Source organism: Streptomyces sp. NPDC001493, from assembly GCF_053597235.1.
This window is the reverse complement of record NZ_JBSFHV010000022.1, coordinates 16,809-33,040: the sequence shown is the minus strand read 5'-3', so window position 1 is coordinate 33,040 and position 16,232 is coordinate 16,809. Positions and strand designations below refer to the sequence as shown.

Below are 16,232 nucleotides of genomic sequence, written 5' to 3'. Positions count from 1 at the left end.
CACACTACCTTTGATCTTGCGTCAGGCCGTCCACCACTGGTGCGACCGTTCAGAGCGGGGCATTCACGTCCTTCGTGCCGAACAGCCCTGAATCCCCTGCCTCCCACCGCCTCAGACGCGACGAAGCCCGAGGAGCGAATTCCGCGTGAGTACCGTTCTGTTCCGTCGTCCCGCCCGCAGGCGGGGCCCCGACATGCCGGACGGCGAGATAAGCCTCCAGGAACCTCCCACCCTCCCGGAGGCGGAGCCGAACACCTCGGCCATGTGGATGTACCTCCCCATGGGCCTGACGTCGATCGCCATGATGATGATGTTCATCAGGCCCGGCCAGGCAACCACCTTCAGCTACCTGGCCATCGGGCTGATGCTGCTCTCGTCCGTCGCGATGATCGTCGGACAGCTGATGCGCAGCGCGGGCGAACGCAAGCGCAAGCTCAAGGGAGAACGACGGGACTACCTGCGGTACTTGGCCCAGACCCGGCGCAAGATCCGCCGTACGGTGGCCGACCAGCAGAAGGCCCTGGCCTGGCGGCACCCCGACCCGGCCGGGCTGTGGGCGCTGATCGGTACCAGCCGGCAGTGGGAACGCCGCCCCGCCGACGAGGACTTCGCGGAGGTACGTGTCGCCGTCGGCGAGCAGAAGCTGGGCACTCGGCTCGCCCCGCTGGCCACCAGGCCCGTCGAAGACCTGGAACCGCTCACCGCGCACGCCCTGCGCAGCTTCATCCGGGCGTACGGAACCGTGCCGGGCCAGCCCATCGCCCTCTACCTGCGCGCCTGGTCGCGGATTCTCGTGCACGGCGACAACGAGCGGGCCCGTTCCCTCGCCCGCGCCCTGATCGCTCAGCTCGCGGCCTTCCACGCCCCCGAGGAACTCACCGTCGCGCTCTGCGTCTCCGACGCGCGGCGCGCCGACTGGGAGTGGGTGAAGTGGCTGCCGCACACCCAGCACGCCTACCAAAGCGACGGTGCGGGGCCGGCCCGTACGGTCGCGGCCGGACTCGTGGAGCTGGACGAGCTGCTCGGCGCGGACTTCACCGAACGCCCGCCCTTCGACCCGGAGACCGCGCCCGGCCGCGACGAGCCCTTCACCGTCGTCGTCGTGGACGGCGGCACCGTGCCGGGCGGCCACCGCCTCGAAGGAGCCGGGTACCGCAACGCCGTCGTCGTCGACCTGTCGCAGTCGCTGGCCTGGAAGCCCGCCCGCGGCACACTGCGGCTGCGCATCGGCGACGACGGACTCCATCTGGTGCGCACCGACCGCGAACGCAAGGAGCAGTCCACCCTGCTGGGCGAACCCGACACGCTCGGCCCGGTCGCCGCCCGTACGCTGGCCGCCCGGCTCGCCCCGTACCGCCTCGGCGGCGGTGCGGTCTCGGCCGAGCCGTTCGTCTCCGACACCGAACTCACCTCCCTGCTCGGCATCGCGGACCTGCGCCGCCACGACCCCGCCAAGCTGTGGGACAGCCGCCCGCTGGAGAGCCGCGGCCGGCTGCGGGTCCCGATAGCCGTCGGCGAGGACGGGCTGCCCGTCGAACTCGACATCAAGGAGTCCGCCCAGGGCGGCATGGGCCCCCACGGCATGCTCATCGGCGCCACCGGCTCCGGCAAGAGCGAACTGCTGCGCACCCTGGTGCTGGGCCTGGCGCTCACCCACTCCTCCGAGACCCTCAACTTCGTGCTCGTCGACTTCAAGGGCGGCGCCACCTTCCTCGGAATGGACGAGCTGCCGCACACCTCGGCCGTCATCACGAACCTGGCGGAGGAACTCCCCCTCGTCGGACGCATGCAGGACGCCCTGCACGGCGAACTGATGAGGCGCCAGGAACTGCTGCGCCGGGCCGGGAACTACTCCTCCGTGCTGGAGTACGAGAAGGCCCGCGCCTCCGGTACTCCGCTGGCACCGCTGCCCTCCCTCTTCATCGTCGTCGACGAGTTCTCCGAGCTCCTCTCCGCGCACCGTGACTTCATGGAACTCTTCGTGATGATCGGCCGCCTCGGGCGCTCGCTCGGCGTCCACCTCCTGCTCGCCTCGCAACGGCTGGAGGAGGGCCGCATGCACCAACTGGAGTCCCACCTCTCCTACCGCATCGGCCTGCGAACCTTCTCCGCGATCGAGAGCCGCGGCGTGCTCGGTGTCCCCGACGCCTACCACCTGCCGCCCACTCCCGGCAGCGGCTACCTGAAGAGCGGCGTCGAAGCGCTGACCCGGTTCCGCGCCGCATACGTCTCCGGGGCGTACACGAGCAGGCGCGGAGCCGCCCAACAGGCGCAGATCGCCCGCCAGGTCGTGCCGTGGGGCACCGACTGGGTGGTGCCGCGCACCCTGCCCGCCGCCCCCGAACCGGTGACCGCGGAGCCCGACTCGGGCGAGTCCCTCCTCGCGCTCGCCCTCGGCCGGCTGCGCGACAGCGGGCCGTCCGCCCGCCAGGTGTGGCTGCCTCCGCTGGACGCCCCGCCCGCCCTCGACGCCCTGCTGCCACCCCTGGTCCCGGACCCCGAATTCGGCTTCACCACGACGGGGTCCGCCGGCCGCGGAAAGCTGCGCGTTCCCGTCGGCATCGTCGACAAGCCCTTCGACCAGGTGCGCGACCTGCTCACCGTCGACTTCTCCGGCGCGGGCGGACACCTCGCCGTCGCAGGAGGCCCGCAGAGCGGCAAGTCCACGCTGCTGCGCACCCTCATCGCCGCGCTCGCCCTCACCCACACCCCGCGCGAAGTGCAGTTCTACTGCCTGGACTTCGGGGGAGGCGCGCTGCTCGGCCTGTCCGGACTGCCGCACGTCGGCGGGGTCGCCGGCCGTCTCGACCGGGAGAGGATCTCCCGCACCCTCGCCGAGGTCACCTCGCTGCTCAACCGGCGGGAGCTGTTCTTCCAGGAGCAGGGCATCGACTCCATGGCCACCTACCGCAGGCGGAGGGCCGAGGGTCAGTACCCGGACGAACCGCTGGGTGACGTCTTCCTCGTCGTGGACGGCTGGTCCACGGTACGCAGTGACATGTTCGACGACATCGCGGTCTTCAACGGCATCGCCACCCGGGGTCTCAACTATGGCGTCCACCTCATGGTCAGCACCTCGCGCTGGGTGGAGCTCTCCGCCGCCCTCCGCGACCAGGTCGGCACCCGCCTCGAGCTGCGGATGGGCGACCCGATGGACTCCGCCGTCGACATCCGCAAGGCCGGCACCGTGCCCGCCGTGCCCGGACGAGGTCTGAGCAACGAGAAGCTCCACTTCCTCGCCGCACTCCCGCGCATCGACGGCGGCGAGGACGCGGAGGACCTCACGGACGCCCTCGCGGACCTCGTCGGGGCCGTCGCGGAGAACTGGGACGCCCCGCCTGCCCCGCCCGTCCGCATGCTGCCGGCCCATCTCACCGCCGCCGACCTGCCGCCGGCCGACCCGGAGCGGCCGCTGCGCGTTCCGTTCGGCCTGGACGAAGCCGAACTGGCCCCGGTCTGGCACGACTTCGCCCAGAGCCCGCACCTGATGCTGGTCGGGGACACGGAGAGCGGCAAGACCAGTGCGCTGCGGCTGCTCGTCCAGCAGATCGTCGCGAACCACACCCCCGAACAGGCGCGCATCCTGGTGGTCGACTACCGTCGCGAGCTCGTCGAGGCGGTCCCGGAGGAGTACCGGCTCGGCCACGCGGTGGCGGCGGACCCGCTGCGCGAACTCGTCGACGGGGTCACCCGGGCGATGGTCGTCCGCTCCCCGGGCGAGGACATCTCCCCGGCCCGGATGCGGCGGGCCGACTGGTGGACCGGGCCGCGCGTGTTCGTGCTCGTCGACGACTACGAGATGGTCGGCAGCGGCTTCAGCGGCCCCTTCGAACCGCTGCTGCCGCACATTCCGCTCGGCTACGAGGTCGGCCTCCACCTGGTCGTGGCCCGCGCGTCGACCGGCGCGTCACGCATGGACCCCCTAATGCGCAAGCTCCAGGAGGTCAACTCGCCGGCCCTCCAGCTGTCCTGCCCGACCTCGGAGGGATACGTCTTCGACAGCGTCAAGCCGAGGATCCTGCCGCCTGGGCGTGCGCTGCGGATCGCCCGCCGCAAGGCGGCGCTGGTCCAGATCGCGCTTCCCCGTGAGGTGGCGCCGCCGGAGGAGGAGCGGGAGGAGTAGCCGTCAGGCGGTGCCGCCGCCGTGGGCGTCCCCGGTGCCCAGCCGGCCCGGCCGCCAGCCCCTGGCCCGCCCCCGCGGCAGCACCAACGCGAGGAACGCCACGAGCAGGGCCACCCCCGCGGCGCCCGCCGTGACCAGCAGCGCGGTGTTCCTGGCGCCCGCGGTGTCCGGCGGCGGCACCGGCCGCACCGGGTCCGGGCGGGCCGCCACCGCCCGGGCGGCCGGGGCTTCGGCGCCCGCCACCGCGCCGTAGGGGTCCAACGCGGGCAGGTCCGCCGGGTACGCCGTACGCAGCAGCCTCTCCCGCACCTGGGCCGCGTTCAGCTCCGGGCGGTAGGAACGCACCAGCGCCGCCGCGCCCGCCGTCACCGCCGCCGCCAGCGACGCGCCGGAGCCCGTCCACATGCCGCCGCCCACCGGGCCCGGGCCGACGAGCGCGTCACCGGGGGCGGTGAGGTCGGCGCGCGTGTAGGGCGGGGCGCCGTCCGGACGGGTGCCCTGCGGGCCGGTGTCCAGTACGGCGAGGACGTTCTCCGGAGGCGCGGGAGCGGGTTCGGCGGGGGCATCGGTGCCGACGGACAGCGGCACACTGTCCGCCGCCGCCGGGGCCACCACCAGCGAGTCCTTGGCAGCGGCCACCGCCAGAGCCGCCCGCACCGCCTTGTCCGCGCCGTCCAGCGGCGCGGACACGACGATCACACCGGCCCCACGCTCGGCCGCCGCCCGCACCCCGGCCGCCAGCCGTGCCGGGTCGGATTCGCCGCGGACGCCCGTGCCCCGTACGGCCAGAATCCTCGCCTGTGGGGCGACCCCGGCGAAGCCCTGGCCGGGAGTGGCCGCCCCCGCGACGAGGCCCGCCTGGAAAGTCCCCCGTCCCACACAGTCCTCGTCCGCGTCATCCACCGCGTCGACCCGGCCGGCCAGCACGGCGGGCCCGTCGCTCACCCCGGTGCCGACGATCGCGACCGTCACGCCCTTCCCCCGCGACAGGGTCCACACCTGGTCCAGGCCGAGCGCCTGGCGCGTCCAGGGGGCGTCGGAAGTGGCACGGCCCCCGGCGGTCGTACACGCCTGCTGCGGGGACAGCCGCTCAGGGACCCCCGGCAGCACCACTTGTCCGTCACCGTCCTCCGCGAGAGCGAGCCGGACCGGCAGGGCGGTGAGAGCGGCGCAGAGCAGCACAACGGTCGTACGGCGGTGCATGCGGGGCGTTCCTCTGTTCGGTGAGGTCCAAGATGTACGGGGGATCCGGAAGGTCCGGGCAGGACTGCGCGGCGGCACGGCCGGGCGGCCCTCAGGAAGGCCGCGGCAGACCGGTCAGGTCCTCCGGCAGCAGCAGACGCAGATCCTCCAGGCTCGGCGCCGCGACCGCGCTCAGCCGCCCGGCCTGACGCGTCATCATCTCCTCCAGGGTCTGCCGCGCGAGACGTGCGTTGCCGAACGTGCGCCCCCTGGGCAGCCCGTCGAAGTGCGCGCGCAGCGCGGTGGCGGCGCCGGGCGCGCACTCGTAGCCGTTGTCGACGGCGTGCTGGCGCACGATCGTGACCAGCTCGTCGGAGGAGTAGTCGGGGAACTCGACGTGCCGGGGGAAACGGGACGCGAGACCCGGGTTGGAGCCCAGGAAGCGCGCCATCTCCTCGGTGTAGCCCGCCGCGATCACCACCACCTCGTCGCGGTGGTCCTCCATCAGCTTCAGGAGGGTGTCCACGGCCTCCTGGCCGAAGTCGGACGAACCGCCGCTCCCCGCGGGGGTGAGGGTGTACGCCTCGTCGATGAACAGCACACCGCCGAGCGCCCGCGTGAACACCTCCTTCGTGAGCTGCGCGGTGTGCCCGACCCACCGGCCCACCAGATCGGCCCGCGACACCTCGACCAGCTGGCCCCGCGGCAGCACACCGAGTGAGGCCAGCAGCTCTCCGTACAGCCGGGCCACCGTCGTCTTGCCGGTTCCGGGCGGGCCCGCGAAGACCAGGTGGTTGCTGATGCGAGGCGCGGGCAGCCCGGCCTCGGCACGGCGGCGCGCGGTGGCCAGCAGATTGACCATGTCGCCCACCTCCCGCTTGACCGCGGCGAGCCCCACCAGCGCGTCCAGCCGCAGCAGCGGGTCGTCGTCGGCCTCGGGGCCCGCGGCCGCGCTCACGCCGACATCCTTCGCGGTCAGTACCGCCAGATCGCGTTCGTTCACCTCGGCCATGACCGCCAGCCGGGACGCCTGCCGGTCCACCATCTCCTCGAACACCTTGCGCGCGGTGCGCCCGTTGCCGAACGACGCGTCGCGCGGAATGGCGTCGAAGTGGCCGTGCAGCGCGGTCCTGGCCGCCGGTTCGAGCTCGTAGCGGTGCCCCGCGCACATCCGCTCGACGATGGTGACCAGCTCGTCCGAGGTGTAGTCGGTGAACTCCACGGTGCGGGTGAACCGGGAAGCCAGACCGGGGTTGGAAGCGAGGAAACCGGTCATCTCCTCCGGGTAGCCGGCCGCTACGACCACCACGTCCTCCCGGTGGTCCTCCATCAGCTTCACCAACGTGTCGATGGCCTCCCGGCCGAAGTCCGCGCCCGAACCGCCCCCGTCGGACACCAGGGTGTACGCCTCGTCGACGAACAGCACTCCGCCCAGCGCCCTGTTGAACGTCTCGGTGGTCTTGATGGCGGTGCCGCCCACGATCTGGGCCACCAGGTCGGCCCGCGAGACCTCCACCAGGTGCCCGCTGCGCAGCACTCCGAGCGACGCGAGGATCGACCCGTACAGCCGGGCCACCGTCGTCTTACCGGTTCCGGGCGGGCCCGCGAACACCAGATGGCGGCTCATCGGCGGGGCGGGCATGCCGAGACTGGCGCGCCGCTGGGCCAGCCGGTTCAGGTTGATCAGCGTCAGGACCTGCTGCTTCACGTCGGCGAGACCGATCAGGGACTCCAGCTCGGCGACCGGGCCGGTGTCGTTGTCCGGTCCCGCGGCCGTCGGGACCGCGCCTCCCGGGAGCCGTCCGTCGCCCGCCGCCTCGGCACCCGCGGCGCTTCCCCAGGCGTCCGGCGCACCGTTGTCCGCACTGTTCAGGCCCTCGACGGCGAGCCGGTCGCCGGGCACCGCCTGCCGCAGTCCGCTGCCCCGGTTGTCCCGTACCGTGCAGCCGGTCAGCGACGCCGCGTCGGTACCCTCGACCCGTACGCCGTCGGCGCCGGAGCCGGACACCTCGCAGGACTTCAGGGCCGCCCGCGCGCCCGCCGCGACCAGCACTCCGTGCTCACCCGAGCCGGTGACCCGCACCCGCGCGGCGGACAGCTCGCCCTCCGGATCGATCCGGACGCCCGCACCGGACGCCCCCTCGACGGTGGTGTCGCGCAGGGTGACCGTGCCGAGCGCCCCGACCTGCACGCCCGACCCGGCCGCCGTCCGCAGCGTGCTGCCGCCGACGTACAGGCTGCCGTGCCCCGAGACGTGCACGGCCGAGCCGGCCGACGCCTCGACGACGCACTCCTCCAGCCGGCCCCGCCCGTCCTTGGCGACCTCCACCCCGTGCGACCCCGACCGGGTGACGGTCGCGCGGCGCAGCAGCGGGTTGGCGCCGGTACGTACGACGATGCCGGACCCGCCCGCGTCCCGTACCTCCAGGCGGTCGAACTCACCCGACGAGTCCTCGTCGAGCAGTACACCGACGGCCTCCGCGTCCGCCACGACGGTCCCGGTCAGTACCGGCGAGGAGAAACTGCTGACCCGGATCCCCGCGTCCCGCGCGGAGGTGAACACGCAGTCCGTGAACGTGCCCCGGCTGCGTTCGGTCACGAACAGCCCGTGGCCCGACGTCCGTTCCGTACGGCAGGCGGTCAGGGCGGGGGAGCTTCCGGCACCCAGTACGAAGCCGTGCCCGGTCGTGTCGCCGACCGTCACCTCCTCCAGCACCGTCTGGCCGGTCGAGCTGACGTACACCCCGACCACCGCCTGCCGGACCGAACCGCGCACCATGCGCACCGTGCTGTCCTCCTCGACGGCGACCCCGGGCTTGTCCGTCGCGGATATCTCGCAGTCCTCCAGGTGCAGGTGCGCCTGGCCGTTCGTCAGCACCCCGTTGCCGCGGGTGTCCCGCAGCCTGCCGCCGCGTACGGTGATCCGCCCGCGCTCGCCGGCCACCACCGCGGAGGTGCCGAGATGCTCGACGACACAGTCCTCGACGAAGCTCTCGTTCGCGGACGTCGAGACCACACCGGCGCCCGCCGGATTGCTGACCCGGCACTCGCGCAGGACGAGGGACCCGCTGCCCCGCGCGAACAGCGCAGCCCACGCCGAGCCGTGCACCTCGCACCGGTCCATCGCGATCTGTCCGCGCGGTGAGTCGACGACCGGCAGCTCGTCGTCGTGGCCGCGCAGCACCAGATCGCTCACCAGCACGGCGTCGCCGGTGAAGGTCAGCGCGGTGCCGCGCCGGGGCGCCAGCTCCACCGTCCCGGCCCCCTCGGACGCGGTCAGTGTGATCGCGGCGGAAACGGTGAGCGACTCCTGGTAGCGGCCGGGACCGATGCTGACCACGGCCCCGTTACGGGCCCGTGCGACGGCCTCCGCCACGGTGCGGAAATCGCCCGAACCGTCCACTGCGACGGTGAGCATCTGGCGTGACACGTATCTGACCTCCCGGCCCCCGGGGCCGGTGGGGCGACGGGGACACGCGGCATGTGATGGGGTGTACGGAAGTTGAGTGCCCATCATGCCTGTTGCCGCAGGTCGACCGCCATGGTGATCCCGGCCCCGCCCACCTTGCGGGGACCGACCCCGGGCGGAGAAGACGAAGACCGTGCCAGGACTTGACGCCCGGCCGGCTCCAGGTCGGCCGGGTGCCGGGGAGACCACAACCAGGCGTGGCCCGCCGAGACGAGCACGAGGGCCTGCGGCACGGCCCGGGCTCGGGCCGTGCCGCAGGGTCGCCCGGCCGTAGAGCTGCGTCTGCTGTCATTGCAGGAGGGGCCTAGGGGGCGAAGGGCGAAGGGCGAGGCGTCGAGGGGGGCGAGGGGGGCGAGGGGGCGGCGAATGCACCAGGACTGGGCCCGCCGCTGTTACCGCACGGGGCGCTGTCACTTGTGCGCGGGGCAGACCGGACGGAAAACTCAGCCGGCTTGGCCGTAAGAGGCTGTGACAGGAGGCGGGCGCTCAACCCCGCACCAGGGCTGCGGCGTTGACTGGCATACTGCCGTGGTGAACCCCACACCCGAGCACATGAACTCCAGAACAGCCGCCGCGTGGACGGTCGCGCTCACTGCTCTCGGCGGGTTTACCGGATTCGTCTGGGGAGGAGCGTTCCTCGCTGTGACCTGCGGCCTCTCTCTGGCAGGCGGAGGTGCTCTCGGGGCGGTTCTGTCCCACCGTCGAATGGTCGCCGGCGCTGCGGGAAGTCAGGCCCGGACGGCTGCCCTCGGGTACGCCGACGGGGCTGCGGACGCGATGGTGCTGGGGATACACGCATACAGGCACTCCGCCTTTCCGCTGTCCGGTCCCGGCGCTGTGGACCTCGCGGAACGCATGGCCCGCCGTGAGGAGGCATACCGGCTCACGGCCGCCGAGGGCCTTCCCCACCACGTCCGGGAGGCTGCGGCCGCCACGCTGGAAGCAATCGACGGCGGCTGTGAAAGTGCCGCCCTGTCCGCCGTCGAAAACCTGAGGGAAGCCATCCAGAAGCGACACTGTGACCTGTAGGTACACCCGGAACGGGCTCCTCCGAGTAACGGCCCGGCTGCTCTCCGCCGACGCTCCCGCCTCCCGCCACCGTCAATGCGGCGGGACCGTGGGGCAGTGTCCACGTCACGACCCGGTCGGGTCCCAGGACCGGGTGTGCGCCGGCAGGACACGGTTGGCCGTGGGCCCGCAGCGAGCTTCACCGTGGAGACTCGGCCTCATCCCGAACGGTCGCGGAGACGCGGCTTCATCCCGAACGACCCCGTTCACGACCACCGTTCACATTCGGCGTCGAGGCGTGGGTCGGTGCGCACCCACACTTCGCCGTCGGCGGCCTCGGCCGGGGCGTCGACCCGTTCGAGACCGAGGAATTCGATCAGCCTGAGCAGTACGGCTCGTTCGGCTCGGTCCTCGCCGACACCGTGCGAGCCGAAGAAGACGTAGTACTGGTCGCTCGGGTCCACGAAGCCCGAATCCGCCCAGATGCGGGCGACTTCCACGATTGCCGCGGCTTCGGTCGTGATCGCGGCGGCGCGAGTGGCACCGCGAGTCTCCGGTGAGGCGTCGACGTCGGCGAGGTCCGGGAACCACTGGCCGAAGTGGTCGAGGCCGGCGTATCCGTTCTCGAAGAACAGCATGGCGCTCGGCATGTAGCGATTGGCCCTGTCGACCTTGAGGTATTCGGACCTGCGTCGGTCCGCGAATTCGGTCCGGGCGAGCACACCTCGACCGGGCATGAGCACCAATCTCTGGCCCGCCCGTACGTCTTCGATGGTGTAGGTGTCGGAATCCCGCTCGCGGAAGAACGCGGAGAACGCTACGTACGCTTCCTGAGGGTCGCCCACGGAGACCTGCTGGTCGTCGCCGTCACCGACGACGAAGACGAACTGTTTCGGTCCGGGGTGGTAGGGGCGGGCCATGTGTGTCCTTCGTTCAAATGCGATTGCCCCCCAGCGTAAGGCGTGTTGCGAAAGTTCCGCCTGTCAGGCGACGCCTGGCACGTACGCTCGCCGCGTTGTCGGGTCGCCCCGATACCCCGCCCAGATCGAGATCGACTGCGACGGCCACCGCGGCGGCCTCAGGCCCGACGCGCCCGCGCTCGTCGAGATCGGCCGCATCCTGGACGACGCGGGCTGCCTCGACGGCGTACTGACGCACGCGGGCGAGTCGTACTTCGCCCGTACAGCGGAGGAACGGCGCCTGGCCGCGCAGAACGAACGCGACGTCGCCGTCGCCGCGGCGGAGCGGCTGCGCGCGGCCGGCCTGCCCGTGACCACCGTCAGCGTCGGCTCCACGCCCACCGCCCACGCGGCCGAGGACCTTGCCGGCGTCACCGAACTGCGCGCCGGCAACTACGTCTTCTTCGACCTCGTGATGGCCGGCATCGGCGTATGCCGCATCGAGGACATCGCCCTGTCGGTCGTCGTCACCGTCATCGGCCACCGCCCCGAGTACGGATGGGCCGTCACCGACGGCGGCTGGATGGCCATGTCCCGGGACCGCGGCACTGCCGTCCAGGCGCAGGACCAGGGCTACGGCCTGGTCGCCGACCTCGACGGCAACCTCATCCCGGACCTGGTCATGACGGCCGCCAGCCAGGAACACGGCACGCTCACCGCCCGCGACGGCGCCCGCCTGCCCGATCTGCCCGTCGGCACCCGCCTGCGCATCCTGCCCAACCACGCCTGCGCCACCGCCGCCCAGCACCACGGCTACCACGTCATCGACAGCACCCGCACGTCCGATACCGCACCGGCGATCCAGGGCGTCTGGAAGCGGATCACCGGCTGGTGACCCGCACGCGCACCTGCAGGGTGCGGGTCGGCGTAGGTCGGGGCGGGGCGGGGCGGGGCGGGGCAGGTCGGGGCGGCGCAGCTCGGTGGGTTCGGGTCGGTGATCGCGGCACCCTGCCGGCGAAGGCCTCGCGTCCGCCGCGAACCGGCCGATGGACCCGCCCCGAGGCGACAGCCCGCGCTCCCCGGTGGCACTGTGGCCGGGGTGGGCCGGGGTGGGGTTTACCGAAGGGAGAGCGATGGAGGGTTCGTCGGCCGAGGCCGGGGCGGAGCGTGCGGAGTCGCCCGGAGTTCGTACAGCGATCGCCCAGTCCGCTCCGGAGGTCTCCGTGGTCGCCCGCCTCGCGCATCTCCAGGGCGTGGTGGGGAACAGTGCCGTCGTACGCCTGCTGGGTGAGCAGGTCACTGTCGGGGGCGGGACCGTGGGGGCAGCCGATTCTGCCCCTTAGGCCATTGCTCCGGGACGGCTGCTTCGCCTACAACCGGTAGGCAAACACCTAGAGTTGGCAAGGAGGTCCGCCTGTGCGCTCCGTTGATCGGGACCACCGGAAGGCCGATGAACGGGCACCGGGTACGACGCGCCAGTCACGGCCGCCGGCAACCCTGAACAGTGCGTGGGTGCGCCATCTGCAGCGTGTGGCAGCGGGCGGTACGACCTTGTCGCACCCCGGAGCGGGCCCGCGGAGCGAGGCCGCCGCCGGCCAGATCATGGACGCCCCCGAGCCCGTTCGGCGGACGTCCGCCGAACCCGCACGCACACCTGACCGCGTGGACCACGGCCGCGCGCACACCGAACCGGCGCCGGTCCAGCGAGTGCCCAGGAGCACGGCGGCCGAGGAACCCGCCTCCCGGCAGGCCGAGCAGCCCCCCGGGGAAGCGGAAGTCATCGCCCGCCTGAGCGAGTCGATCGAACAGCACACGGTCCAGGAAAAGACGAAGTAGAACCTCTTCGTGCCGGGGACCTGGTGGCCCGAGCGTTGGATGGTCGAGGGGCCGGCCCGGCTCAGGAAGACCCTCGACCGGCGGGTGATGCGGGGTGAGCCGTTCAACAGCCAGGATCTGGCCGACATCAGGACCCTCTCCGAGGCCAATCCGCAGTGGCTCGACGAGGTGGGCATCGGCACCTACCAGCAGGCCGAGAGCTACACCGAGGGTCGCTTCAAGGACTGGCTCAGGCTTCCCGCGGGCAAGCGTGTGCTCACCGCCACCCTGGCCGTGCGCGCCAACCATCCCGCCTTGCGTGAAGCGGGCCAGGCCCCGCCGATCTCGCCCGACTACACACTCGGCCGGTTCATGCTCACCCGGGCCCCCGGTACCTCGCCGGAGGAGAAGAAGGTCCTGGAGCGGGAACGCGACCAGCAGATCCGGGAGACGGCCATCGACACCCTGCACCCGGCCGGAATCGCACCCGACCGCCTGCACCCGGACGGCATCGCCGGGACGGGCCCGGCCAAGGGCAAGGGTCAGAGCGCGGGTGCGTCCGATGTCGCGTCGCGAGATGCGCAGGCTCGCGAGATCCTCACCAGGGTGCTTCTCGTTCTGCAGAACGGACTGAAGCTGTACGACCCGAAGGCAAGCGCGCACGTGGCCGACTACGAGAAGGACGTCATCCGCGCACTCGCCCACGGTGGACGCGTCAACATCCGTATCCCTGCCTTGAGTTCGGCCGACAAGCCGGCCTACTCGCTGCCTCACTTCCTGGGTGTGACCCAGGACGACCGTACGAACACCCCTGCACCGGGCGTCAGTGAACGCGCGTTCGCCACCCACCGCACCGACATCGGCGTCAACAAGAAGGACAAGCCCGGCGCGTTCAAGGAGAAGGGCGGACTCGGGGCGTCGCTCACCAACGTCCTGTCCGTCGGCGCCGACCGTCCGGACATGTGGGGACAGAACATCTCCGGCGGCGGCCTCGGCTCCAAGGACTGGAACGGTGACGTGGTCCTGCCGAACGGCTCCCACGGCCACATGCTTCTCGTCCATCACCGGCCGACCGTGAAGAAGGACGGTTCGCTCCAGATCGGCATCGAGACTCTCGCGCCGCACGCCGCCAGCCCGGTGGGCTACCGGCATGACTTCCGTTCCACCGAGGCCACCGCCAACCCCGAGTCGGTCCTGCATGGCCACAAGGGCGACAAGGTCGGCTCGGGCGGGCTGAGCAAGAACGAACGTCTGGTCGAGCTGGGGGAGATGGGCGGCGGGGACTGGCGTGTCTTCCTCGACGGGATCAAGGGGGAGTGGGACGCCATGCTGGCCGCGACCGAGGACGGTTCCAAGGAGCGGCGAGCCCTCTACGAAGGGCTGGTCGGCCCACGGGCCCAGCCGAAATCCTGACCGCGGGACGCGCCGCCGCACCGAAGTCCGCCGTGAACGGGCAACCGGCAGCCGCCCGTTGACGTGAAAGGGAGAACGTTCGGTCTTGACATTCTGGCGCCGGGTGCCGATCATCGGAATGGAGACCGAACGTTCTCTCTCATCCTTGGTGGTGCCTCATGCCCTTCCGTCGCTTCGTCATCTCCCTGAGCCTCGCCCTGGCGGTCGTCGCCGGCTTAGCGGCTGCGCTGCCGGTCGTCGCCGGAACCGGCCGCGGCGTTCTTGTCGTTCTGTTCATGGGGGCCACCGGCGCCGCCGTGGGCGCCAAGGCCGCTCCCTCGAAGTCCGCTCCGGAACCGGCCGGTGAGCCCCTTCCGGTCCCCGGCCAGGAGTCCGTCGAGAAGACTGCCGATCAGAGCGAGGCGGATCACGGGACGTCGGCGCAGGAAGCGGCGGCCAGGGAGGCGGCTGCCAAGGAGGCTGCGGCGAAGAAGAGGAGTGTGCGGACCTACTCGGTGAGGGTCGGCGATTCCCTTTCGGGGATCGCCGTCGAGCAGAACGTCAGCGGTGGCTGGAGGGAACTCTATGCCGACAACCGTGAGGTCATCGGTGCCGACCCGTCGCTGATCCGTCCAGGTCTCAAGCTCGCCCTCGGCGGCGAGGGAGTCGGAACGGCAGTCCCGGAGCGGTCGTCCGCCCTGGCCTCTTCGAGGTCCGGTTCGTCCCCGAAGGCATCGTCCGCCGACAGGCCCGACGTGACGGAGAGGGCGAGGGTCGCCGTCCCCAAGTCGTCGTCCGTCGCGACCCGTTCGAGGCCCGAGTCGCCCTCGGAGGCCTCGTCCGCCGTCAAGCCCGCCGCGGCGCAGGGGGCCGGGAAGGCGACCGCGGAAGTCGGGACCGCCGGTACCGCCCACGGCTTCACCGCCCCGGTGTCGGGTGTCTCGCTCGGTACCGGCTACGAGGCGGGGGGCAGTCTGTGGTCCAGCGGCCACCACACCGGCGTCGATTTCCTCGCCGCGACCGGCACCCCGGTGAAGGCTGTCGGCGCGGGCACCGTCGTCTCGGCCGGCTGGGGCGGCGCGTACGGCAACCAAATCATCATCCAGCTCGCCGACGGCCACTACGCCCAGTACGCCCACCTGTCCTCGCTCCTGGTCTCCGGCGGCCAGGCGGTGACGCTGGGGCAGCAAGTCGGTCTCTCCGGCGCGACGGGCAACGTCACCGGCCCGCATCTGCACTTCGAGATCCGCACCACGCCCGACTACGGTTCGGACATCGATCCGGTCGCCTATCTGCGTTCCAAGGGTGTCTCCGTCGGCTGACGCGCGTCCCGCTGCGAGAAGCACCTGCCCGTCATGCGACAGAAGGCCGGAACCCCGTCACGGTTCCGGCCTTCGGTGTGTTCCGGCCAGACCACGTCCCAGGACCGGGAGGGGCGGGGAAGGGGCGGCCGGCGCTGCCCCTTCCCCGCCGGGCGTGCCAGGAATGCACTGGTGGTCAGAGGTAGCCCTCGCGCAGGGCGTACGCGACCGCGTGCGCCCGGTTGCGCAGATGCAGCCGGGTGGTCATTCCGTGGATCACGCTCTTCACCGTGCGTTCGGAGTAGGAAAGCTTGCCGGCGATCTCGCCGGTGTCGAGTCCGTCGGCCACCAGGCGCAGTACATCCACCTCGCGGGAGGCCAGTCCCGAGGCCGGGCCTCCGGTGCGGCCGGCGGCGTCGCGGTGCATCGCGCGCACCTGGCTGATCAGCCGGCCCAGCAAGTCGGCCGGCAACTCCCCGTCGCCGCGGGCGGCTGCCAGTACGGCCTGCACCAGGCGCGGCGCGGTGGCCTCGTGCCGCCATACGATCGCGCCGACTCCGCACTCGATGACCTCCAGCAGCTCGCCCTCGCGGAGGGCGCTCACCACCAGCACCGCTCGTGCCCCTTCACCGCGCACCAGGTGGCGCAGCCGGCTCAGTGTGCTCTCGTCCAGGACGTCGTCGACGAGCAGTGCCACCGTGCCGGGGCCGGAGGCGTTCTCCTCCCGGAGTTCGATCTCCGGGTGCCGCCGCAACTGGCTGATCGCACCCTCGTACAGGATCGGGTCGAGAGCGTGTACCGCCACTGGTATCCGCTCCGGCGTGCCGGTCAAGCCGGTGCGTGCGGTCCGTGATGACCTGAACATGTCTCCCCTCGATGTGCTGCGGTACGCCACGTACGTTCAAGATCCGGTTGGTTACGTTCAAGATCCGGTCGGTGCGGGTGGCGGCCGGTGGCCGCGAACGCGCCCAACAGGGCTCATGCGTATGGAATGTTCATACGGAAGGAACGTTCGCTCCCGTGAAGGTAGCCGCGACGGATCC

Annotated in this window: 9 protein-coding genes and 1 pseudogene; 6 read left to right on the top strand and 4 right to left on the bottom strand. The window is 71.8% G+C overall.

The window, feature by feature from the left end; genetic code table 11:
• The first annotated feature begins 145 nt into the window (after positions 1-145).
• A complete protein-coding gene (gene eccCa, locus ACWCWD_RS27490) occupies positions 146-4,123 on the top strand; it encodes a type VII secretion protein EccCa (RefSeq protein ID WP_450776715.1) in 3,978 nt (1,325 codons plus the stop codon).
• Between the two features lie 3 nt (positions 4,124-4,126).
• Here eccCa and ACWCWD_RS27485 read toward each other — a convergent pair whose 3' ends face one another.
• Positions 4,127-5,326, bottom strand: coding sequence for a S8 family serine peptidase (locus tag ACWCWD_RS27485; RefSeq protein WP_450776713.1), 1,200 nt, complete (start codon positions 5,324-5,326; stop codon positions 4,127-4,129).
• Between the two features lie 91 nt (positions 5,327-5,417).
• On the bottom strand, positions 5,418-8,723 hold the full coding sequence (locus tag ACWCWD_RS27480; RefSeq protein WP_450776819.1) for a right-handed parallel beta-helix repeat-containing protein: 3,306 nt from the start codon (positions 8,721-8,723) through the stop codon (positions 5,418-5,420).
• A 582-nt stretch (positions 8,724-9,305) separates the two neighbouring features.
• Here ACWCWD_RS27480 and ACWCWD_RS27475 point away from each other — a divergent pair.
• Positions 9,306-9,803, top strand: coding sequence for a hypothetical protein (locus ACWCWD_RS27475; protein ID WP_450776711.1), 498 nt, complete (start codon positions 9,306-9,308; stop codon positions 9,801-9,803).
• Positions 9,804-10,048: 245 nt separating this feature from the next.
• Here the strand turns inward: ACWCWD_RS27475 and ACWCWD_RS27470 are convergent, their stop codons facing one another.
• Positions 10,049-10,702, bottom strand: a complete 654-nt coding sequence (locus tag ACWCWD_RS27470; RefSeq protein WP_450776709.1) for a hypothetical protein — start codon at positions 10,700-10,702, stop codon at positions 10,049-10,051.
• A 64-nt stretch (positions 10,703-10,766) separates the two neighbouring features.
• Here ACWCWD_RS27470 and ACWCWD_RS27465 point away from each other — a divergent pair.
• The 4 genes and pseudogenes from ACWCWD_RS27465 to ACWCWD_RS27450 all read left to right on the top strand — a co-directional run.
• Positions 10,767-11,576 (top strand): annotated as a pseudogene (locus ACWCWD_RS27465) (alanine racemase); the annotation flags it as partial.
• Between the two features lie 617 nt (positions 11,577-12,193).
• A complete protein-coding gene (locus ACWCWD_RS27460; protein ID WP_450776708.1) occupies positions 12,194-12,517 on the top strand; it encodes a hypothetical protein in 324 nt (107 codons plus the stop codon).
• 9 nt (positions 12,518-12,526) lie between these two features.
• Positions 12,527-13,909, top strand: coding sequence for a PE-PGRS family protein (locus tag ACWCWD_RS27455; RefSeq protein ID WP_450776706.1), 1,383 nt, complete (start codon positions 12,527-12,529; stop codon positions 13,907-13,909).
• A gap of 158 nt (positions 13,910-14,067) precedes the next feature.
• Complete coding sequence (locus ACWCWD_RS27450; protein WP_450776704.1) at positions 14,068-15,210, top strand: M23 family metallopeptidase; 1,143 nt, start codon at positions 14,068-14,070, stop codon at positions 15,208-15,210.
• 175 nt (positions 15,211-15,385) lie between these two features.
• Here the strand turns inward: ACWCWD_RS27450 and ACWCWD_RS27445 are convergent, their stop codons facing one another.
• Positions 15,386-16,054 carry a LuxR C-terminal-related transcriptional regulator gene (locus ACWCWD_RS27445; RefSeq protein WP_450776702.1) on the bottom strand — a complete coding sequence of 223 codons (669 nt, stop codon included), beginning with the start codon at positions 16,052-16,054 and terminating at the stop codon, positions 15,386-15,388.
• Positions 16,055-16,232: the final 178 nt, after the last annotated feature.